General features: G+C 47.6%; 14 protein-coding genes, 3 pseudogenes and 1 CRISPR repeat array (1 of these 18 cut by a window edge). Of the genes and pseudogenes, 11 read left to right on the forward strand and 6 right to left on the reverse strand.

The annotated features are described in order from the left end of the window. Positions 1 to 160: 160 nt before the first annotated feature. Positions 161 to 838 (forward strand): annotated as a pseudogene (locus AC5JR3_RS10660) (GTP-binding protein); the annotation flags it as partial. 75 nt (positions 839 to 913) lie between these two features. On the opposite strand, the gene AC5JR3_RS10665 reads toward AC5JR3_RS10660, so the two are convergent. After that, a complete protein-coding gene (locus AC5JR3_RS10665; RefSeq protein WP_495845709.1) occupies positions 914 to 1,060 on the reverse strand; it encodes a plasmid mobilization protein in 147 nt (48 codons plus the stop codon). A 58-nt stretch (positions 1,061 to 1,118) separates the two neighbouring features. On the opposite strand from AC5JR3_RS10665, the gene AC5JR3_RS10670 reads away from it, so the two are divergent. The 3 genes and pseudogenes from AC5JR3_RS10670 (at position 1,119) to AC5JR3_RS10680 (ending at position 2,984) form a co-directional block, all read left to right on the forward strand. Next, a complete protein-coding gene (locus tag AC5JR3_RS10670) occupies positions 1,119 to 2,303 on the forward strand; it encodes an RNA-guided endonuclease InsQ/TnpB family protein (protein WP_495845711.1) in 1,185 nt (394 codons plus the stop codon). A 34-nt stretch (positions 2,304 to 2,337) separates the two neighbouring features. Further along, positions 2,338 to 2,739 (forward strand): annotated as a pseudogene (locus AC5JR3_RS10675) (elongation factor G); the annotation flags it as partial. A 56-nt stretch (positions 2,740 to 2,795) separates the two neighbouring features. After that, positions 2,796 to 2,984 (forward strand): DDE transposase family protein, encoded by a 189-nt coding sequence (locus tag AC5JR3_RS10680; RefSeq protein ID WP_495845713.1) that lies wholly within the window; start codon positions 2,796 to 2,798, stop codon positions 2,982 to 2,984. A gap of 41 nt (positions 2,985 to 3,025) precedes the next feature. Here the strand turns inward: AC5JR3_RS10680 and ctpC are convergent, their stop codons facing one another. The 3 genes from ctpC to AC5JR3_RS10695 all read right to left on the reverse strand — a co-directional run bounded on the left by ctpC (position 3,026) and on the right by AC5JR3_RS10695 (position 11,454). Beyond that, complete coding sequence (gene ctpC / locus AC5JR3_RS10685; RefSeq protein WP_495845715.1) at positions 3,026 to 4,339, reverse strand: carboxyl-terminal processing protease CtpC; 1,314 nt, start codon at positions 4,337 to 4,339, stop codon at positions 3,026 to 3,028. Between the two features lie 175 nt (positions 4,340 to 4,514). Beyond that, positions 4,515 to 9,434: a WD40 domain-containing protein gene (locus AC5JR3_RS10690; RefSeq protein WP_495845717.1), complete on the reverse strand. Its 4,920-nt coding sequence runs from the start codon at positions 9,432 to 9,434 to the stop codon at positions 4,515 to 4,517. A 685-nt stretch (positions 9,435 to 10,119) separates the two neighbouring features. Further along, the gene (locus tag AC5JR3_RS10695; protein ID WP_495845719.1) at positions 10,120 to 11,454 is read right to left on the reverse strand and encodes a P-loop NTPase fold protein; all 1,335 of its coding nucleotides are present in this window, start codon (positions 11,452 to 11,454) and stop codon (positions 10,120 to 10,122) included. Positions 11,455 to 11,839: 385 nt separating this feature from the next. On the opposite strand from AC5JR3_RS10695, the gene AC5JR3_RS10700 reads away from it, so the two are divergent. From AC5JR3_RS10700 to AC5JR3_RS10715, 4 genes are all read left to right on the forward strand, one after another. Continuing rightward, on the forward strand, positions 11,840 to 12,667 hold the full coding sequence (locus AC5JR3_RS10700; protein WP_495845721.1) for a cell division protein FtsQ/DivIB: 828 nt from the start codon (positions 11,840 to 11,842) through the stop codon (positions 12,665 to 12,667). A 196-nt stretch (positions 12,668 to 12,863) separates the two neighbouring features. After that, complete coding sequence (ftsZ, locus tag AC5JR3_RS10705) at positions 12,864 to 14,114, forward strand: cell division protein FtsZ (protein ID WP_495845723.1); 1,251 nt, start codon at positions 12,864 to 12,866, stop codon at positions 14,112 to 14,114. Positions 14,115 to 14,188: 74 nt separating this feature from the next. Further along, a complete protein-coding gene (gene thiD, locus AC5JR3_RS10710) occupies positions 14,189 to 15,070 on the forward strand; it encodes a bifunctional hydroxymethylpyrimidine kinase/phosphomethylpyrimidine kinase (RefSeq protein ID WP_495845725.1) in 882 nt (293 codons plus the stop codon). Between the two features lie 180 nt (positions 15,071 to 15,250). Further along, on the forward strand, positions 15,251 to 15,871 hold the full coding sequence (locus tag AC5JR3_RS10715) for a hypothetical protein (protein WP_495845727.1): 621 nt from the start codon (positions 15,251 to 15,253) through the stop codon (positions 15,869 to 15,871). Between the two features lie 35 nt (positions 15,872 to 15,906). Here AC5JR3_RS10715 and AC5JR3_RS10720 read toward each other — a convergent pair whose 3' ends face one another. Next, positions 15,907 to 16,311, reverse strand: a complete 405-nt coding sequence (locus tag AC5JR3_RS10720) for an NIL domain-containing protein (RefSeq protein WP_495845729.1) — start codon at positions 16,309 to 16,311, stop codon at positions 15,907 to 15,909. Positions 16,312 to 16,364: 53 nt separating this feature from the next. Here AC5JR3_RS10720 and AC5JR3_RS10725 point away from each other — a divergent pair, with 53 nt between their 5' ends. After that, entirely contained in the window at positions 16,365 to 16,967 is a 603-nt protein-coding gene (locus AC5JR3_RS10725; protein ID WP_495845731.1) for a thioredoxin family protein, read from the forward strand. A 277-nt stretch (positions 16,968 to 17,244) separates the two neighbouring features. Next, positions 17,245 to 17,397 (forward strand): hypothetical protein, encoded by a 153-nt coding sequence (locus tag AC5JR3_RS10730; protein WP_495845733.1) that lies wholly within the window; start codon positions 17,245 to 17,247, stop codon positions 17,395 to 17,397. Between the two features lie 698 nt (positions 17,398 to 18,095). Here the strand turns inward: AC5JR3_RS10730 and AC5JR3_RS10735 are convergent. Continuing rightward, on the reverse strand, positions 18,096 to 18,803 hold the full coding sequence (locus AC5JR3_RS10735; RefSeq protein ID WP_495845735.1) for a diacylglycerol/polyprenol kinase family protein: 708 nt from the start codon (positions 18,801 to 18,803) through the stop codon (positions 18,096 to 18,098). A gap of 69 nt (positions 18,804 to 18,872) precedes the next feature. Between AC5JR3_RS10735 and yidD the strand changes: the two are divergent. Beyond that, positions 18,873 to 19,082, forward strand: a pseudogene (gene yidD, locus AC5JR3_RS10740) (membrane protein insertion efficiency factor YidD); the annotation flags it as partial. Between the two features lie 9 nt (positions 19,083 to 19,091). After that, positions 19,092 to 21,369: direct repeats of the CRISPR family, unit length 37 nt; unit sequence GTTTCAATCCCTGATAGGGATTAGTGGTTTTTGAAAC; it runs 1,976 nt beyond the window's last position.

Genomic DNA, 21,369 nt, shown 5'->3' on the forward strand with positions numbered 1-21,369 from the left:
CAAAACCAAACAGGCATCCTTTCCCAATTTTCTCGCCGCCACTAAAGAACAATCAGAGTTTTCTGCGTAAGCCCACAGGGTAACGGAGGGGAAAGTAAATCTCTTGATTTACCCAAATTGTCAATTTCCTTGAACTCCTTATCAATTTTGGGGGTGAATTATGAATGAAAAAGTTCTATCCGGCATCCGGAATGTCGCAATTGTTGGGCCTTATGGCAGTGGTAAAACCACATTGCTCGAAAGCTTATTGTCTGTGACTGGGGCAGTTTCTCGTAAAGGTAGCATCAAGGAGGGTAATACGGTAGGTGATAGTGCCACCGAAGCCCGCGATCGCTCCATGAGTGTAGAAGTCACCGCAGCGAGTACCGAATATCTTGGTATTCGCTTTAATTTTTTAGACTGTCCTGGCTCGGTTGAATTTGCTCAAGAAACCTACAACGCTTTAATTGGGGTTGATGCCGTCGTTGTCGTTTGCGAGCCGATAATTGACCGCGTCCTCACTTTATCACCGCTATTTAAATTCCTGGATGATTGGGAAATTCCCCACCTGGTCTTTATCAATAAGATGGATCGCTTCTCCTGTATGGATGATACCTGCGGTCTTTCCTACCGGGAAATTTTGGATGCCCTCAAAGCTGTTTCCAGCCGTCCTTTAATCCCGCACCAGTACCCGATTGGTAAAGGGGAACACCTGATTGGTTTTATTGATTTAGTCAGCGAACAGGCTTATCACTACCACGCTCACGCGCCAGCAGACCCCGTACTATTACCAGAAGAGTTAAAAGAGCAAGAGCACGCGGCTCGCGCCGAAATGCTAGAAACTCTAGCCGACTTTGACCGAAAATAATGGGATACAAGCCCTGTCCTTCACTTCGACCCTTCGACAAGCTCAGGGCAGGCAGCTCAGTGACCACTAGGACGGCTTTTTATTAGGCTTTGGAAAACGGGCAATTAAAGTTCTAATCAGTTCAGATTTAGTCATTCCACGACTTGCGGCTTCTTTTTCAAGTTGCCGCTTTTCGTATTCGGTTAATCTAATATAAATTTTTTCTGTTTTCATAAAAATGTACAAACAAGTGGGTATACATCTAGGATAATGGTAACAGGAGGATTGGAAAATGAAAGCAAGATACCAGTATCGTTTTTACCCAACAGACCAACAGCAGCAGAGCTTGGCTCGGTTGTTCGGCTGCGTTCGTGTTGTGTACAACGATGCTCTTGCAATCTGTAAACAATCTGAAAAGAAACCTAAATCTGCTGAACTCCAAAAGATAGTTATCACTCAGGCAAAAAAGACTGAAGAACGATCTTGGCTTAGTGAAGTGTCAAACATCCCATTACAGCAGTCAGTAGCCGATCTAGAAGTAGCTTTCAAGAACTTCTTCGATTCCTGCAAAGGCAAGAGAAAAAGCAGAAAAGTTGGTTATCCTAAATTTAAGAAACGGATTAATAGCCAGTCGGCACGGTTCAGGATTGGGGGTTTCTCTATTAAAGGTGAAGGCGTTTATCTTGCAAAGATAGGTGTTGTTAAGCCTATCTGGTCAAGAAAACTACCTGCAAACCCTAGCTCTGTAACTGTTATTAAGGACTGTGCTAACCGTTATTTCTTGAGTTTTGTCGTAGAAGTTGAACCAGTCAGTATTGGTGCCAAGAACCAAAGTATCGGCATTGACTTGGGTATTAGGACTTTTGCTGTGATGAGTAACGGTGAAATAGCTGTCAGTCCTTGCTATAAAGCACTAGACCGTAAGGTGCGTAAACTTCAGCGTAAGTTAGCCCGTCAACAAAAAGACTCGAACAGGAGGTACAAAACCAGGATTCGGATAGCTAAGGCTCACAACAAAATTGCAGATATCCGCAAAGACTTTTTGCACAAACTGTCAACCAAAATCGTTAGTGAAAACCAAACTATCGTCTTGGAAGATTTGAATGTGTCAGGGATGGTTAAAAATCGTAAACTTTCTAGAGTAATTAGTCAGCAAGGCTGGAGAGATTTCAGGGTTTTGGTTGAAGCCAAGTCTGAGAAGTATGGACGCAAGTTTGCGGTCATTAGTCGATGGGAACCAACCAGTCAGGTTTGTTCTGAATGCGGGTTCAACTGGGGCAAGATTGATTTGTCTGTTCGTTCAATACTCTGCTTAAGTTGTGGCGTTGAACACGACAGGGATGAGAACGCATCGGTAAATATAGAAAAAGCGTCGCTTCGAGCCTGTCGAGAAGTCGGCATGGGGCATCGGCACGACTCTAAATGTACGTCGAGACAGAGTAAGACTACCTCGGTAGCATCAGTCAATGAAGCGTAAAGAATCCCCGTGCGTTCACGCCGGGGAGTATGTCAATAATGGTTCTTACCACTCCGTCGATAGTTCCGAACAAGCCTTTAAGCAGGCGGCGCGGCTAGCAATGACTGAAGGGATGCTCAATTGCGAGCCAACTCTCCTAGAACCGATTATGTCGATTCAGGTCTGTACGCCTACGGAATTTACCTCCAAGGTTTTGCAGTTGATTACAGGACGCCGGGGGCAAATTTTGGGCTACGAAGGACGTTCTGACTGGCGGGGTTGGGATTGTGTTTCGGGTTATCTTCCCCAAGCAGAGATGCACGACTTTATTGTCGAGTTGCGATCGCTCACCTTGGGAACTGGTTTTTTCCAGTGGAAGCACGACCATCTCCAAGAAGTGCCCAACAAGTTAGCTGAGCAGGTGCTGGCAATGGCTGAAAGTAGTGCTGAGTCCTGAGTCGGTGAGTGGTAGGGTAGGTTAGGTGGAGCCGTAACCTACCACCCGACTGATTTATGGACGCCACACAAACTTGGTATATTGTCAAGCATCCTGAAGGTTCTTGTGAAATTCTCCCCAGCGAGTTGGTGGTTGGGGAGAATGAATCAGCATTTGTGGAGCGATGGGGGCCCTTTGCCTCTCAAGGAGAAGCGATCGCCCGCCGGGTCGGTTTGATCCGTGCGGGCAAGTGTCAACCCGTTTAACGAGGGCTTAGCAAAAGTCACACTCTGACTTTTGCCTATCTTTATTGAGGGACAGCCGGAACAGCGATCGCTCCTGCCTGAGTGTCGCGACGTTGACCAGCGATTTCTTTGCCTAAGACATCGATAGCTTTAGAAAACTGCGGGTCTTGGAGGGTGCCGACTTGGGTGCGGTCTGCCAGTAACTCTTTTTGCTGTTCTTCGCTCAGTTCGAGCGTCACATCCGGAGCAATACCCAATTTATTGATATCGGTACCGTCGGGAGTGAGGTATTTAGCGATAGTTACTGCCAAACCGGAGCCATCGCCTAAGCCGCGTACCGACTGCACTAAACCTTTACCAAAGGTCTTGGTGCCGACTAAGGTAGCGCGTTTGTTATCCTGCAATGCCCCAGAGAGAATTTCGCTGGCACTGGCAGAACCGCCATCGACGAGTACGACGAGGGGTTTGTCGGTTAGGGCGCGGTTGTTCGCTTGCTGGCGGTCTGATTCTCCCTGGCGGTCAACCGTGGAGACAATTGCGCCTTCATCCATCCACATCCGGGCAATTTCAATGCTGGAGTACAGTAAGCCGCCAGGATTGGAGCGCAGGTCTAGAACGTAGCCATTTACCTGCTGCTTTTCTAACGCCTTAATCGCATCGCGCATCTCCTGAGCAGCGTTGGCACTGAATTGATTGAGGCGAATGTAGCCAACTTTACCCGTGGGCGAATTCTGCACGTTGTAGCGTACCGGGTGAATTTCAATGCGTGCCCGCATCAGGTCAAAGTCGAGTTCCTGCTTTCCTCGCTGAATCTTCAGGTTGACGCTACTTCCTTCTTCGCCCCGAATTAGTAGTACGGCATCATTCACATCCATGCCTTCGGTACTTTTGCCGTCAATTTGGATAATGATATCTTTTGCGAGTATCCCGGCTTTGGAGGCGGGGGTATCTTCAATCGGTGCAATCACCGTCAGTTTTTTCGTTTCCTCATCTTGAGCTAACTGGATACCTACACCCGTTAGTTCCCCAGAGGTATCAATTTGCATGTTCTTGAACTCTTCGGGGCTCATGAACCGCGTGTAGGGGTCCTCCAATTTCTCCAGCATTTCCCGCACGGCTACGTAGGCTTGTTCTTTGCTGGTGTAAGAGCGGTTGAGATAGTCGTTGCGAACCGCTTGCCAATCTACCTGGTTAAACGTGGCATCAACGTACTGACGGTCAATAATTTGCCAAACTTCATCAACTAACTCTTTTGGGCTTTCACGAAAAAATGCTTGACTTTGAGTCCCATGATGAATACCAACGCCCGTAACAGCAACCGTCGTTAACATTACGGCTGTCGCACCGAGAACAATACCACGCTTTGTTATTACCATAATTCTTTCACAAGCCGGAGGAATACTACTGCAAAGGAATCACGCTCACTCTAACACAGGCAAGTGTTAGGAAGCGTTGTCGCCTATTCTGCATAGGCAGTAAAAGTTGCCTATAATCCGGAAAGATCCGGTTTTTTGCAATTTGACTACGTTGCTAATTAAATTTTAATTCTTTTCAATTTTCTGTCTTTTTTCCTCCATCAATTTGAGTACAAAGATAGCGATCGCTTGGTCTAACTTTGGGATTAGTTTGTAAATAATCCTGTAGCCAGTAGCAACTTTTACTCAGAAGCTGATCTAAATTCCAGTTCCACACAATCACTGTATGATCTTGACTAGCACTTACCAAGGTCTGGGCATCGTTGCTCCAACTGATGCCGATTACTCGTGCCTTGTGCCCTTCTAACGTTTTAACCAATGTATCGTCTAACCGCCAGAGTTGCACTCGGTTATCCCAACTTGTAGTTGCCAGGATCTTCCCACTGGGGCTAAAACGGACTTTAGCGACACTATCACTGTGACCTTTGAGGGTTTTTAATTCTATCCCATCACGATTCCAGATCTTGACGGTATTGTCATAGCTGGCGGAGGCAAGGCGCTGAGAGTCTGGGCTAAAGTTCACATCCAATACCCAATTACTGTGACCTTTGAGGGTTTTGAGTAAGGTACCGTCAGCCGTCCAAAGTTTGACCGTATTGTCATCGCTAGCAGAAGCCAAGTACTGCCCATCGGGACTAAAGCTAACCGCATTGACGCGATCGCTATGATCTTTGAGGGTTTTAATCAACCGACCATCTCGCCGCCAAAGCTTAATGGTGTGGTCACGACTCGCTGATGCTAGATACTGGGAATCCGCACTAAAGCTGACATCCAACACCCAATCTTTATGCCCTTGCAGCGTCTTGATCAATGTGCCATCTCGCTGCCAAAGCCTTACCGTACCATCGCGACTAGCAGATGCCAGATACTGGGAATCCGGCGAAAATACGACACTGTAGATGCGTTCTGTGTGTCCCTGCAACGTTGCCAAAAGTTTACCCGTGCGAGTCCAGAGTTTGATGGTTTTGTCATTTCCCGCCGAAGCAATTAATTGACCATCCCTCGAAAGCGCCACTGACCTGACCTCATCATGATGTCCGCGTAAAATTAAACGGGACTGGTCATGACGTCCCCACAGCTTAATGGTTTTGTCGAAACTAGCAGAAGCCAGCACCTGACCATCGGGGCTAAAACTAACGCCAGTAACACCATCGCTGTGTCCGTCAAAGGTTTTGACCAGTTTGCCGTCGTTGTGCCAGAGTTTAACGGTGTTGTCATCACTGGCTGAAGCGATCGCTTTACCATCAGGACTGAAGGCGACATCAAACACCCAACCTTGATGTCCCGATAAGGTTCTCTCAAGACGAGTCACTCCTTTGCTGTCAGTTTTCCACAGCTTGACTGTCCGGTCATCGCTGGCGGAGGCAAGCCGCTGACCATCAGGACTAAACTTTACCGCACTGATTTTTCCGTGATGACCCGTCAGGGTTTGCAGGCGATGCCCCTTGAGCGTCCATAGCTTCACCGTCTTGTCCTCGCTAGCAGACGCCAGTCGCTGACTATCCGGACTGAAGCTGACGGACGTGACGATTCCCTGGTGAGCAAACCAGGTTTTGACCAGTTTGCCCTCTGATGTCCAGAGCTTGATTGTGCCATCCCCCGATGCCGAGGCAATCCAGCGTCCATTGGGGCTAAAGCTCACATCATAGACATAACCTTTGTGACCGCGCAAAACCTGGACTCCTGTCCCATCAAGATGCCAGATTCTGACTGTCCGATCCCAACTACCGGAGGCAAGCAGTTGTCCGTTAGGACTGAACACTGCACTAGTCACGCTCTCTTCGTGACCCTTGAGGACGTTGAACAAGGTGCCATCGGGACGCCACAACCGGATCGTTTTGTCGCGACTGGCAGAGGCGATCGCCTGACCATCTTTGGAGAAACTAACATTCCAGACCACATCGCTATGTCCTTCTAGGCGATTGCGCTCTTTTACCCCATAAATGGCTTGTTCAAAAGCAGTGAGTACCTGAAGCCGAGTGTAGGGTTCCACGGTGGTTGCCTCTTGCAGGCGTTTGGCAGCTCTGGTGGCTTCTAAGAGGGCGTCAAATTCCTTATGGGAGGCAAATAGGGCTTCGGAGGAAGCACTTAATCCAGTAAGTTGGGCATTTGTCAAGAGATTGCTAGTAAAGCGTTTTTGCATTTCCGTTCGCCATGCCAAGCCCCCCACCGCCGCCGCTAAAATTGCCATCGTCACCCCCACCATCACAGCGTATAGGTGCTGGCGGCGCACCCGCAAAAGCGCCATGTCCTGACTTTTGAGCTGGGCAGCGATCGCTCGTTGCACGCGTCGCTGATAAGTTTGACGAATCGGTGCAACGAGGTAGTCGTGAACGAGTTGATAGCGGTCTTGTGGTTCATCGGGGAGGCGAAAGACTAAACCCGAACCCACTAAAATTTTCAAAATTAACTCTAGTGCGGAATCGGGAGATACCGCCTCTGAACTCTTCCTGTCTGCTAGTAGTGTGCTGCCTTTAGCGGAGGAATTCCGTGAAAATTCTCGGCGTCGCGGCGTCCTTTTCTCTGGGCTTCTTCCTTCCCCAGAATCTATAAGTTGGTATAAGTCTGTGCGGGTCTTGAGGGGACGAGTGCCCCGCTCATCAGTTAGGGAAAATAACACTTTCCAGACGAGAGCCGCATTTTCAGGGCCACAATCGTCAATCACACTCAGAAGCGATCGCTCCACTAATCTTGTCTTAGGATTTTCCCCTAGCGCCCGATATTGGGTCAGCCGATGGATTTTTTCCGCTTGCAGTTGGGCACCCACCACCTGCAACTCAATCAAACGAACCGATGAGGAACTTCCCGCTAAATCCTTCACTAGGGCGTCAATCAATGCATCTTCTAGCTGGTACTGGGAAGCCGCTAAGGTGCGGATGACATTCGTGGCATCCTTTAAGGACAATTCTCCCAAGTGGTAGCGAATCTGTCCGTCAAGAATGTTGTTATTAATAGCATCAATAGGGCAATAGCGTTCGCATTCTAGCAGGTAGTGAAGATAATCCTCTCGCAACGACAAAATCACCTTTACAAAGGGTAAATTTAAGCAATCCCGTAGGAATTCGTAAAATTTACACCGATCTGCCAAATTTGTATAAACGAAAAAAAACTCTTCAAATTGATCAAAAATCAGGACGCTTAAGAGATTGTGTTCGGCATTGTGCCGTAATTGCTGAATGATTTCTGAGTGGGAAAAAGGGGGAGTTAAAAGGCAGGGCACCTCAGGCAAGGTTTGTAAGGCGTCGGTCAAGGCACGCCCGCAAGCTTGCTGCCAACCGCGATAAACCTTTTGCACTATGGGTAAGACCGATCTGGCATTGATAATGTGTGCCGAGAGGGCAGGAACCAACCCCGCATTAAGTAGCGAACTTTTCCCCACCCCGGAGGAGCCATGGAGGATAGTGAGTTTGTGGTCAGTGCGACTGAGGCGGGTAATTAGGCGCTGAACATCCGGCTGGCGTCCGGCGGCAGCAATTTCTCTAGGCAAGCGCGAGACAGCTCTGTCAGTTGGGGAAGAACTGGGAACGCGCAACGGCTGCAAGGACACAGTACCAAGGAAGGTACTAAAGCCATACTGTTGCTCAATAGAGCGTTGAGTAGCACGAATTTCAAAGGCTTGCAGGTATTGCTGCTGCTCAAAGTAGAGCGATCGCAATTCTTCTAAAATATCTAGATACAGGTGGGGGCGCTGTCGTGGTGCTCCTGTCGGCACCATTTCTATCGCTTTAGCTTGTTCCAAATAAGCGATCGCCAGTCGAGGATGATTGAGTTGCCGTTGCGCTTTGGCAAGCATCAGCAGATACAACCCTTGCTGCTCAGGTTGATCCAAACGAGACTGTTTCAAAATTTGCATCGCTGTTTCAGCAAGTTGTCTCGCGCCCTGCCAATTCTGCTGTGCCAACGCCACCTGAGCTAAAAATCCGCTGGCTTGCGCCAGTTGAATAGGACGATAAATTTGTGGTTGGGTCAAAACTTGTAGCGCTAGCGTCTGCAACTCTTGCCAAGATTCGAGGTGGCACAAGATTTCACAGAGCTGAAGCATTAACCCAGCGGCTAAATCTAAACGCCCCGCTGCCTGAAACACTGCCAGCCCCGCTTCAACAGAGGCTCTGGCTTGCGCCCAATTGTCCCGATTTTCTAAAGGTTGTAGTTCCGCTTTGCGGCAATAACATAAAACACTGTGATGGAAGATGACACCTCGCCGCGTCAGGTTGGGGTCGGGGAGGGGAGATGAGTTGGCAGCTACTCCAGACGGTAAAGCGGCGAGGCTTTGCTGATACAGCTTCAACGCTTCATCAAGGTTGTTACTCCCATAGGCATCGCGACCACGGATAAACTTCCAAGTGGCAACCATTTCCGGCTCTAAGCGGACATTGCGAGCTTGTAAATCCCGCAGTGCCGATTCTAGTTCCTGGCGATAGCGGCATCCAGGGGCTAAACCCAAAACCTTATTGGGCAAAAACTCCTCCATCCCCGCCTCAAAGATGGCGTTAAATAAATCATTAATTCTTTGTTGCCACAGCGTCACCAACTGCGCGGTCGTGAGTTCAAACTTAATTGAGGCAGCGGCAAAACTTTTGAAATCTGGAGCAAACCGCGTCAGTTTTTGCAGAATTTCATCCGTTACCCAGATCACCAAGGGGAAAGAAAAGCGCTTGCGAAATTCGTCTCGAACCTGATTGCTAGAGACGAGGAGTTGGTCAACGTTGCTCACAGACTCTAGCCCAAACACCAGCAGCGCTGACGGTGGTTCATCGATGGCAGCAACAATGGTCGTAAATAGGGTAGTGGTTGATTTAGGCAAGACCAGCTCTTGTAGTGGCTGGCTGTAGCGTGCTTGTAGTTGCTGCCACATCTGTAGGCGACCGATGTGGTAGTTACAGCGTACTAAGATGAGCGCAAAATTACCCTCCGACAACGTCAAGGCTCGAAGTAGGGTCGATAGCGACCGCTCATTGAAGGGGAAGAGTGCTTCTGGTCTTTCAGACTCGGTCATTACAGCCATTTTCAGTAGACTGCATCACAAGTGTTCACCCGTCTGGCACTCCGTGCCGAAGAGCGATCGTTTCCCCTTACTAAAGGAGTGTTGGGGAGATCAAGGGAAATAGATACTTGTATCGCACTCATGTAAAAACCACTGTATTCGCAACTGCTAGCTTGTCGGTGTGACGGGTCATGATCTGGCACTCACGTAGGCGCAAGCCTTGCCGCAGGATACATAAAATGAAAGTGTGTTTTCAGGCTTGGACTTCTACACGCCGCTACAAAGAGCAGCACTAAAAACGTTCAAGACGATATTGATAGAAGCTGTTACATCACATAGGCACACGCCTGTTCGGAGGTAACCCTTCGATGAAAGCATTTATTCTGTCTTAGAACTTCATTACTAGCCGATTCAGGACTTTCAAGTTAGGTGTCAAGTGCAAAATCACCGTTATCTAAAAGGAAAGTTTCTCTTCCCTAAGGGACAACCGATCGCTGAAAATCCCGATTTTTTTAAGCGAAATTTTGGAAAAGTATAAGTAATTTTACTGCTAGTAATTTTACTGTTATTTACCGTCAGAGAATGTAAAGCAGACTGTGATTGATGTTAGTCAAAACTGTGACGCCGATCGTAGCGAAGAACAATATTACACGTAGAGACGTTTTAGCAAAACGTCTCTACTGCAAACAAATAATGCCTATCGCTCGCTCTTAATTTCTACTAAATCTTGAAACTTTTTAGTTTCAGCAAGAGCGGGATTGGCACCAAACCAGCGTCCGTGCTCATCTCTGTATTCAAAGACGAACATGCTACGCAAGAGGGTTTGGTATTCTTTTTCACCTCGGATAAATTGCTGTTGCACCACCTGAAACAGCAACTGCCACTCTTGCTCATCAACGGCAAGGGATAGATCGTCTCGGTATCCCTTGATGACACTCTCAAGACAACTACGAGAAATAGGTGGGTCTTCTTGTTGCAGACAGTTGTACAGCAGTCCTAGTAAGTTACGGACATGACCGCCACTGATCCGACACATCCGGTTGAGGGTTTCGGTACTGTCAAACACCTCTTGGAGCAATTGCAGCCGTTGTCTGGGTTCCACTTCAGGAAAGGCTCGCGCCAAGACTAACTGTTGTAGCAGTGCCATTCCCAAGGGATGATCGTAACCATCCCGTTGTTGCACGGGAACCATCGGCAAGACCTTGGGAGCCACCCCACCCCCCAATCGGTTTTTTAAGGTTTCATACTCATTAGAAAACATCAAATCCAACGGCAAAGTGTAAACAACGTGACAATTTAGGCGTCGCAGTTGGCTACCTCGGTCAACAAACAAATACTCCGGTTGCGATCGCCCCGTAGCGGCGACTCGGGGATCAACGCGATCCAGGTTATCAATAATCACCACCAGCCCTTGTTTACCGCGCCGCTTCAATTCTTCAATTGCCCGCTCCAAAATCTCTTCATTGATTGCACCTAAAATGCTTTGGATGCGGGGTTCTAAGTGCTGTCGGAGCTGTTCGCGTAATTTGGGACTGTCTTTAGTCTTGGCAGTAATTCTGGCAATTCCCAGGGATAGCTCAGCTTCTGCCGACAGATCGATCGGCGTCTGCATGAAGCTTTTGATTTCGTTGAACAAGTTGTTAAAGTACCGAGGGCGCAGCTGAATGTTAATGTCTTCTAAGCTTTCACTCACTGACCGAGCGATACTGAGCAAAATGTCGCTGATATCAACATCTGCCATGTCCAAGTCGTGGCTGGACTCAAAATAGACCACATGAAAGCCCTGATTCTCCAAGTAGTCTTTGAGCCGCAACAGTTCTGTAGACTTGCCACAGCCGATATGTCCGGTAAACAGTTGACAAGTGGGTTCATCCGGGGAAAGACGGGTAATCGTTCGTCCCAATGCTTCGATAATTTTGCCGCCCCGGACAGCAGAAAAATCGATATAGTATTGACGATCCTCAGGATTCCCTGCAACAAGGGTTTTGCTAGGGTTACAAGCTTTGAAAAATTTCGGTAGATGCAGTTTCATTTCTTTACTCTACAAGTGCCCTTCCTTAGTTACCAAGCACTCTCGCTCCTGTGATGGTAGCGATCGCCCTGTACTTGGCTCGAAAGAAAACTATATGAAGTATGAAGTATGAAGGGTGAAGTATGAAGTATGAAGGATGAAGTAAAGGATGAATAGGGTTGGTTATTTTCTCCGCCGATCCCCTGCTCCCCCGCTCCCCCGCTCCCCTGCTCACCTGATCCCCATCCTTTAGCTCACCGACTTAGCACTCACCGACTCGAAATAATTGCAGCGACTTGATCAGCGAGTGGTTAAATAAAAAAAGTATTTTTCGTTCTTGCAAGTAAAATTGCCAAGGATAGCCCCCCCACATTAGTTCACCTCCAGGCGGATTGAGAGGTAGTAGATGACCGGAATTGCTTCAGTTTCCCCCACCCAATTAACAACTCGGCGCAAACAGCTACAACGCGCTCGTAGAGCGAAGTTCTTTCAGGCAGCTTTTCGCTCCTTCGTCGGAGTCGGAATAGCAGGCGGCTTAATTTGGGTAATTACGCTACCCGAGTGGGTCATTCAAGACGGTCAACAAGTTGTAATTGAGGGCAATCAGTTTCTTTCATCCCAAAGCATTCGCTCGATGCTGGCATTGTCCTACCCAAAGTCATTGCTACGCGTACAACCTCAAGCGATCGCCCAACAGCTAGAGAAGCAAGCCCCCATCTTTGAGGCAACTGTTACCCGCAAACTTGCTCCTCCAGGATTGATGATTCAAGTCACAGAGCGCCAACCTGTAGCGATCGCCTTAGCGGGTAGTCAAAACTCCCAGACAGCTAACGAAACCGACGCCCCTGGTTTTTTAGATGAACAAGGGGTGTGGATGCCTCAAAGCAGCTACACCTCAGTCCAGAAAACCTTTACAATGCCGACACTGACAGTGATTGGAATGAAGCCCCAAGACCGTGTCTACTGGTCAGAACTTTATCAGGCAGTTAGCCGCTCTCCTGTCAAGATTTTTGAGATTGATTGGCAAAATCCCGCCAATTTAGTCCTAAAAACAGAATTAGGAAAAGTGCATTTTGGCCCCTATGATGCTCAGTTTCCAGAGCAGCTAAGTGCCTTAGATCGCATGCGAGAATTGCCCACCCACGTACAGCCCGGTCAAATCGCTTATATTGACCTCAAAAACCCTGAAACACCATCTATCCAAATGATCGAAGTCAACAATACACCCCCGTAATATTCTTCGGCAAATCGCTAATAGTGACCCTTGACTATTAGCTGTTTTAATAAACCTCAATGCGCCGTATGATACATTCGTTGGTTTTTCCATTGACTTACTCTATAGTTGGCTTAGATCACCATGTAGTTAGCTTAGTTGGCTGAGATCGCTACTTTGAAACTCAAAAATTGTTTAGCAATCCTTCCTGAGTGCAATGACGCTTAATAGTAAACTAGAGATTGACCATCAAAACTCTTACCCAACCGGAAATGCCGATATTTCAGGCGGCATTGAAAACAACTATCCTTTTGGTAACTCTGGGTTACATTCAAGCCAAGGCAACGATTTTAAGAAAATGCCTAGGGAAGATTCCAGGACTGACAATATAGTTCCAAGTAGCATTGCCAAGATAAAAGTCATTGGTGTTGGCGGCGGTGGCGGCAATGCCGTTAACCGGATGATTGCCAGTGAAGTGACTGGTGTAGAATTTTGGTCAATCAATACAGACGCCCAAGCCCTCGCCCAAACCTCTTCCTTAAAGCGCTTGCAGATTGGGCAAAAACTGACAAGAGGACTGGGTGCAGGTGGTAACCCAGCCATTGGGCAAAAAGCAGCGGAAGAATCCCGTGACGAAATTGCCCAAGCGATAGAAAACACTGACTTAGTATTCATTACTGCTGGGATGGGTGGCGGCACAGGTACAGGTGCTGCCCCCATTGTTGCGGAAGTAGCAAAAGAAATGGGTTCCCTAACGGTGGGGGTTGTGACTCGTCCTTTCACCTTTGAAGGACGCCGTCGCACCTCTCAAGCCGAAGAAGGCATTGCTGCCTTACAAAGCCGAGTCGATACCCTGATTGTGATCCCCAACGATCAACTTTTGTCGGTTATTTCCGAACAAACTCCGGTGCAAGAAGCCTTCCGCGTCGCAGATGATATCTTGCGTCAGGGTGTGCAAGGAATTTCCGATATCATTACAATTCCTGGTTTGGTCAACGTTGACTTTGCTGATGTCCGTGCTGTGATGGCAGATGCCGGATCAGCCTTGATGGGAATTGGGATCGGTTCAGGGAAATCACGGGCAAGAGAAGCGGCAGTCGCGGCAATTTCTTCTCCCCTACTCGAATCGTCTATCGAAGGTGCAAGAGGCGTTGTCCTCAATATCACTGGTGGCATCGATCTGACTCTCCACGAAGTCAATGCTGCCGCCGAGACGGTTTACGAAGTCGTCGATCCAAACGCCAATATTATTTTTGGTGCCGTGATTGATGAAAGCCTCCAGGGTGAAATCAGAATTACCGTCATCGCTACAGGCTTTACTGGAGAAGTGCAATCTCCTCCTCCTAAACGAGTGGCTGCAATACCGAAGCAATCACCTGTGGCTCCTCCTCCTACCGCTCAACCCAAAAACCAAACGGGATTGGATATTCCGGAATTTCTCCAACGACGTCGCACCCCTAGAAACTAGTTAGTGATGGGTGTCGGAGATCGGGTGTTGGGGAATGGGGAGAGAAAAACTAATGACTGTCTTCGCCATTAGCCATGAACAAATCTCAACTCACCAACTCAGTCAGGGGAAGGCAATACCCTGCCCCTAATAATCAGGACTCAGAACCCAGGCTGACTGAAATTCCAGTTGCCTTAACGATCGCGGGTTCAGATAGTGGCGGAGGGGCAGGGATTCAGGCTGATTTACGTACCTTCTCCTTTCACTGTGTCCATGGCACCAGCGCTTTGACTTGCGTGACGGCGCAAAATACTCAGGGGGTTACGAGGGTAGATGCCCTGCCTGTCGCTGCGGTGGTTGCCCAAATTGAGGCAGTCGTCCAAGATATCGGCGTGCAGGCAACGAAAACGGGGATGTTGCTGAATCAGGAAATTATTGAAGCCGTTGCCGCCCAAGTTGAGGCGTTAAAACTTCCAAACTTGGTAGTCGATCCGGTGATGGTTTCCCGCACAGGTGCCCAACTCATTGATAATGAGGCGGTGGCATCGTTGCGGGATGTTTTGATCCCCAAAGCCCTAATCGTGACGCCCAATCGCTACGAAGCCCAAATCCTGAGCGGTCTGCAAATTCATACCCTGGATGATATGCGGGCGGCGGCACAGCGCATTTACCAGTTGGGGGCACCAATTGTATTGGTGAAAGGGGGAGGGATGATGGGTAGCCTCCGGGGGGTAGATGTTTTGTTTGATGGCAAAAAGCTAGAAACTCTAACAACTACTCTGGTAGAGACTCAGAATAATCACGGTACTGGCTGTACCCTCAGTAGTGCGATCGCGGCAAATCTCGCCTTAGGAAAAGAGCCACTAACCGCTGTGCGGCTTGCCAAGGACTACGTGACAACCGCTTTGCAGTATGCTTTGGACATTGGTGAGGGGTCTGGGCCTGTGGGACACTTTTTCCCCCTGATGCAAGCTTGAAGAGGAAACACTAGCTGTTTTTCCTAGTGAAGAGAAGAACCCTTCCTCTCCTAGGGAGTGCATAAGACCGCATCTTCTTCCCTAGCCCTGATTTGCTGAGAACGGAAATTTTATCAAAAAAGTGCTGCGCTTGGCTTCCAAAATCCACTATCCTTGCTTTACAGAAGTTTTGCTATAGCTATGACCTCGAAGCCCCGTATTGATCCTGCCATGCAAAATTCCATTAGCGACGACCGCTCCACTCCCCCCACACCATCCACCGCCTACTGCCCCTCGGTGCCGATTTCTGTCTATCGGGAACTCTCGGCCGAGTTGCAATCTGCCCAAGCGAGGCTCGACTCTCTGAGCGTCCAAAATCAGCAGTTAGCCAAGCAAAATCAGCAACTGCGACAAGAAGTTCAAAAAGTTATTCAATCTGCCCAACATCTACAGCAAGTCGTTGATTACTTGCCACAAGGGGTTCGCTTGGAAGTACCTCAGCCGAATCCAGAACCACTGAACAAGCCCCGCCCCATGACAGCCGCGAAGCCACCTCAACCGGTTGCTCATGTCCCGGTGATTGAAGAAGTCGCACCACCATCTCCCCCTCGCCAGCTTGAAGCTCCTGCCCCTATCCATCCTGAGAAAAAGCAAAAGCGGATCATTGAACAGGAAAGCCGTCCTCGCCGCGTTCCTTCAGCGGAGCGTTCCACCGATGTCAGCGGCTGGTTGTTGGTTGTGGCAATCTTTCTGATTGTCGCGACAGCCTTTGGTACAGGCTTTGTAATTGTGCGTCCCTTGTTGAATAACAGCAATCGGTAGTCGGTAATTACACTTCACATTTTTGGGTTAGCGTTCTAGAAACTGGTGGAAATTGCTTGAACGGGGCAAGTGGGGATGCACTGTTCACAGACAATGCAACGCGATCGCGCGAAGTTGAGCCGAAAGGTTTCCGGATCGAGGCTCAAGGCTTCTGTGGGGCAAACACCAGTACATAAGCCACAATCCACGCAAGTTTCTTCATCAATCGCAATTTCGCGGCTGATTAGGGAGACATGGATATCTTGCGATCGCATCCACTCGACTGCCGCGTCTACCTGATCGATATCACCCAGTAATTCCACCACCAGCTTGCCCACCTGATTCGGTGCTACCTGAGCGCGGATGATGTTAGCAGCGACATTAAAGTCCTTTGCCAGTCGATAGGTGACTGGCATATGTACCGTTCGCTTGGGAAAAGTCAGCGTTACCCGTTTTTTCATGAGCTTGTTAGAGTGTTTTTGTGAACATTAATTAACAATAAAGTTGGTTTAACATGGCGACGAAATCCCCTGACTCGGCACCAACCACTCCCCAAAAATCGGAAGTGTCTGGGGGCACCCGCGTCAGAAATTTCTTGATTGCACTGGTAGCGATCGCGTTAAGCGTTGCCCTATTCCTCGGCTTAAAAACCCTGACTCCTGAAGCCACTCTCGCCGTCCAGGCCGAGCAATCTACTCCCTTAGAAGTTGCCCTCAGCAACGACAAACCGACGTTGATGGAGTTTTATGCCGATTGGTGTACGAGCTGCCAAGCGATGGCAAAAGACTTGGGCGAACTCAAACAGCAGTATGGAGATTCGCTCAATTTTGTCATGCTCAACGTAGACAACACCAAATGGCTGCCAGAAATTTTGAACTACCGTGTTGATGGCATCCCCCACTTTGCCTTTCTCAATCGTGACGGAAAAGCGATCGCCCAAGCTATCGGAGAACAACCCCGTCCCGTTCTTCAAGCTAACCTAGACGCCCTCGTTGCCGAATTACCTCTCCCTTATACCCAGGGAACCGGGGTGGTGTCCAACTTCAAAGCCCCCGTCACCACCCCAAAAACAGCCAACGACGACCCCCGCCTCCATGGCGCTCAGGTTAAACAATAGGTATAGGGGCACGGCATACCGTGTCCTTACGTTTCGTCGATTTTCTTCCTGGGATTAATTTAGGGGGATGCGATCGCTTCCAAAAAACAGTAGAGAAGCTTGCAGAAAAAACTCCCTTTTTCTACAAGTGGAAGAAAAGTATTGCAAATATAATCAAACAAATATTGCAAGCTTCCACAAACCCGCGATATTTTCCCATAATTAGAAGTAGATTCAGATTAAAGATTGCTACATCTCACTTCCAACTATCACGTAGGGATAAAAGGAGAGCAAGATTATGGGTATTTACAATCTGTTTGACAGCATGGTTCAGTATATTTCTGAAGCCGTTGCACGTATTTTTGGGCCTAGTGATGATGCCTATCCTGTCATTGGCGTACAACCCTTTGACGGCGATCCTTTCTATGAAAGCAATAATTCAGATTGGTAGTAATTAACAAAAGTATTTTGGTAGTTGTTCCTAGGCTGCTCGCGAGCAACGGTGGGAAGTTGTACTCTTCCTACCGGATTTTGCTTGATAGATAGGCGGGAATAAATTAAACGATGGGGAGTGATATAAAACCTTCTAAGTTGCTTCGCAGCAAGGGCTGAGGCCTTCGTTCTCAACTTTTAATGATTTACTTTGTCCTACTTCCTACTTCCTTGTCCGCTTGTTGAGATCGGGTTTTTAGTTATTACCAATATAAAGCCCTGACTCTATTAAGAGCCAGAGCTTGTTTAATATAATCAGTTTTACAGACAGATGTGAAACGTCTACCACCTAAGGGCGCTCTGATAGAGAGTTTAGTCTCCTTTTGGTGGTAATAAGGTGAAGGAAGCGACAAAAACTTCATCCCGCTCTACTATCTGCTTCTTATATGCACTGTTCTCACATCTAAGGTCGCTCTGTGTTGATGTGTAACAAGGAACCACTGTGGTGTAAATTCCCTTCAGTGCGTCTCTATACTTACCTAAGGTTAGCGATCGCCCTGTCTGCTCCCCATCACTCTAGGGTAATAAAGGTTGGAAATTTCAATCTATCTACAGTAATAAAGCCAATTCAACTTCACTGAGTTTTTGGATAAAGTCTAAGATTTATTTTTGAGGAGATAGAAATCGCGGCGGGGAATAGTAAAATCCTGGTGCCAACTACTGCAAGGGGAAAAGTTGATTTAAGAAAAACCCTATTGCTGCACTACCGATGGGAACGGTGAGATTGTCAATGCCTAATATAGAGAAGGCTTCTAAGGCTGTGGCGCAAGCAGCGATCGCGACGGGTAGAAGCCAAGTTTGCCAGACGTTACCTTGCACGGCGAGCCAGATCGAGCTACTGACGATATAGCTGCTGACAAACATTGCTAGTGAGCCTTCTAAGCTTTTTTGAATTCCCCAGACTTTGTAGTGATGTTTGCCAAAGCGCTGTCCAATTAGTGCGGCGAGTCCATCTCCCCACGTCATCACCAAAATGCCAAGGGCGGCGTACTCATATTGTCGTTGCGACCAAAACCAAGCGGTGAGAACACCAATGCTAACGGCGTAGAAGAATGTACCTAGGCTTTTGCGTCCAACGCTGTTGATGCCGGGTAAAAATGGGATGAAGAAAGATAAAAGCGCGATCGCACTCGCTACGATCGAAGCAGCAATACAGACCCAAGTCGGTATCTGTAGCCACCAAGCCAGCAAAATAATATTGCCTGTGCCGATATGCACGACCTTCCGTACCGTCTCCGAACCCGTGGAGGTAAAGCGATTTAGTCCTTCCGCAAATAAGACGAGGACACCTAAACAAACTCCCACTAGACCAATGTGGAGCCAGAAATTGGGATAAACAGCGAACCAAGCCACAGAACCGCTCAAAGTATTGTTTAAACCGCACGCTAGAGTCTGCTATTACCACTCTATTCGATTTGAGTCACACAAGACAGAATGAAAAGGTTGCTTATTTGGTTAATTCGGGGCTATCGGATGCTTCTTTCTCCCCTATTCCCGCCATCTTGTCGTTTTTCCCCTACCTGTTCTACCTATGCTCTCGAAGCGGTAGAGCGATTTGGTGCTTGGCGTGGTAGTTGGCTAGCCATTCGGCGCATCTTACGCTGTCACCCCTTCCATCCCGGCGGTTACGATCCTGTACCTCCAAAGGAAAGCGTTTCAATCCCTGATAGGGATTAGTGATTTTTGAAACGGGATAATCTGCAAGCCCTGGCGGCTGAGAACTGCGAATCACGATTTCAATCCCTGATAGGGATTAGTGATTTTTGAAACTAGAAATCGAGCTGCACTGGCTCAGAGAAGGGCTGTTTCAATCCCTGATAGGGATTAGTGATTTTTGAAACCTGAGACGAAGTTGTCTACTATCGTCTATCATTTTGTTTCAATCCCTGATAGGGATTAGTGATTTTTGAAACTTGAAACCCGTAATTCTAGGGCAGGAACTTTACCGCCCCGTTTCAATCCCTGATAGGGATTAGTGGTTTTTGAAACCCTCCCGCGCAAAGTGTAGAAATTGGGCTTTAATTTCTTGTTTCAATCCCTGATAGGGATTAGTGGTTTTTGAAACTCAGGCATGCTTGATTACTTACTCCTTTAGGAATAGTTTCAATCCCTGATAGGGATTAGTGGTTTTTGAAACGATGGAAGACGGCTTTGAATCCCTGATCCAGCGGGTTTCAATCCCTGATAGGGATTAGTGGTTTTTGAAACCTCCAGATCACCGCGCCCCACCACCTCCACCGTTGTTTCAATCCCTGATAGGGATTAGTGGTTTTTGAAACTCGCTGCCATCAAACCAAAGTTCTTCGCAATCGAAGTTTCAATCCCTGATAGGGATTAGTGGTTTTTGAAACGATTCTAGATGTAAGAGCCTACCTAAACGAAATTGTTTCAATCCCTGATAGGGATTAGTGGTTTTTGAAACTCATGCCCAACCAAACCCCAACCATCGAAAACGGGTTTCAATCCCTGATAGGGATTAGTGGTTTTTGAAACTTCCAGCGCGTCACCTATGCGCGGTTCGCCGATCGAGTTTCAATCCCTGATAGGGATTAGTGGTTTTTGAAACGGCGAGGGATATTCAGCGGCACGGGCATCAGTTTAAGGTTTCAATCCCTGATAGGGATTAGTGGTTTTTGAAACCAAAATCGTCGAGCGCTGGGAAAAGAAGCTAAACCCAGTTTCAATCCCTGATAGGGATTAGTGGTTTTTGAAACTCTAGACCATCATCTACCACTAACTACCATGTATGTTTCAATCCCTGATAGGGATTAGTGGTTTTTGAAACCACGACAGAACGAATCTCTAACACAGTCAGCGACTAATGGTTTCAATCCCTGATAGGGATTAGTGGTTTTTGAAACGCTAAATGCTACGAATGAATGCCTTGATTTCCGGGTCTGTTTCAATCCCTGATAGGGATTAGTGGTTTTTGAAACGTTGGGTAATTGTCATTATATGGCTCTCCTTTGCCTGTTTCAATCCCTGATAGGGATTAGTGGTTTTTGAAACCTGGATGGTGCCGAAAATCGACAATAGCGATCGCTCGTTTCAATCCCTGATAGGGATTAGTGGTTTTTGAAACTAATTGAAGCTTCCTTAATGTATTTTCGTGCATTGTTTCAATCCCTGATAGGGATTAGTGGTTTTTGAAACCGTAGATTTTGCCCGTTGGTGCTTTGTGGATTGCGTACATCAGTTTCAATCCCTGATAGGGATTAGTGGTTTTTGAAACCTTACAGACAAGGCATCACAGCGGTTGTCAAAGTTGTTTCAATCCCTGATAGGGATTAGTGGTTTTTGAAACGATAGAAAAAGAGCGTCACCTGAGGGCGATAAGTGTTTCAATCCCTGATAGGGATTAGTGGTTTTTGAAACCATCTGCCCAGCTCGGTAAAGCCCAGTTGAATCTTGGTTTCAATCCCTGATAGGGATTAGTGGTTTTTGAAACAGGTATTCGCTCATGAAACAAAATCTCCTACAAAGTTTCAATCCCTGATAGGGATTAGTGGTTTTTGAAACAAAGACTGAGATACACGAAGCCGCTCTAGCTCAGTTTCAATCCCTGATAGGGATTAGTGGTTTTTGAAACTTGTCGATTTGAATTTCGCTGAGGGCGGTGAATTGCAGTTTCAATCCCTGATAGGGATTAGTGGTTTTTGAAACTTTTGTTTTCTTCATTTGGTATACTCCTATACAAGTTTCAATCCCTGATAGGGATTAGTGGTTTTTGAAACCGGATGAATGAAGTCTTCGGCGTCATTGACAACCGTTTCAATCCCTGATAGGGATTAGTGGTTTTTGAAACGGAAAAAGAGATCCTAGAGCTGCACTGCAAAAATGGCGTTTCAATCCCTGATAGGGATTAGTGGTTTTTGAAACTTGGCGCGATGGGAGCGCGTCTGGCTATCAAGTTTCAATCCCTGATAGGGAT

The organism is Kastovskya adunca (assembly GCF_059505785.1).

Excerpts from the sequence above, each read along its gene's own strand:
- thiD (WP_495845725.1), top strand. The coding sequence starts at position 14,189 with ATGAACAAATCTCAACTCACCAACTCAGTCAGGGGAAGGCAATACCCT.
- AC5JR3_RS10680 (WP_495845713.1), top strand. The coding sequence starts at position 2,796 with ATGGACGCCACACAAACTTGGTATATTGTCAAGCATCCTGAAGGTTCT.
- AC5JR3_RS10725 (WP_495845731.1), top strand. The coding sequence starts at position 16,365 with ATGGCGACGAAATCCCCTGACTCGGCACCAACCACTCCCCAAAAATCG.
- AC5JR3_RS10690 (WP_495845717.1), bottom strand. The coding sequence starts at position 9,434 with ATGACCGAGTCTGAAAGACCAGAAGCACTCTTCCCCTTCAATGAGCGG.
- AC5JR3_RS10670 (WP_495845711.1), top strand. The coding sequence starts at position 1,119 with ATGAAAGCAAGATACCAGTATCGTTTTTACCCAACAGACCAACAGCAG.
- AC5JR3_RS10730 (WP_495845733.1), top strand. The coding sequence starts at position 17,245 with ATGGGTATTTACAATCTGTTTGACAGCATGGTTCAGTATATTTCTGAA.
- ctpC (WP_495845715.1), bottom strand. The coding sequence starts at position 4,339 with ATGGTAATAACAAAGCGTGGTATTGTTCTCGGTGCGACAGCCGTAATG.
- AC5JR3_RS10665 (WP_495845709.1), bottom strand. The coding sequence starts at position 1,060 with ATGAAAACAGAAAAAATTTATATTAGATTAACCGAATACGAAAAGCGG.
- AC5JR3_RS10700 (WP_495845721.1), top strand. The coding sequence starts at position 11,840 with ATGACCGGAATTGCTTCAGTTTCCCCCACCCAATTAACAACTCGGCGC.
- ftsZ (WP_495845723.1), top strand. The coding sequence starts at position 12,864 with ATGACGCTTAATAGTAAACTAGAGATTGACCATCAAAACTCTTACCCA.
- AC5JR3_RS10695 (WP_495845719.1), bottom strand. The coding sequence starts at position 11,454 with ATGAAACTGCATCTACCGAAATTTTTCAAAGCTTGTAACCCTAGCAAA.
- AC5JR3_RS10715 (WP_495845727.1), top strand. The coding sequence starts at position 15,251 with ATGACCTCGAAGCCCCGTATTGATCCTGCCATGCAAAATTCCATTAGC.
- AC5JR3_RS10720 (WP_495845729.1), bottom strand. The coding sequence starts at position 16,311 with ATGAAAAAACGGGTAACGCTGACTTTTCCCAAGCGAACGGTACATATG.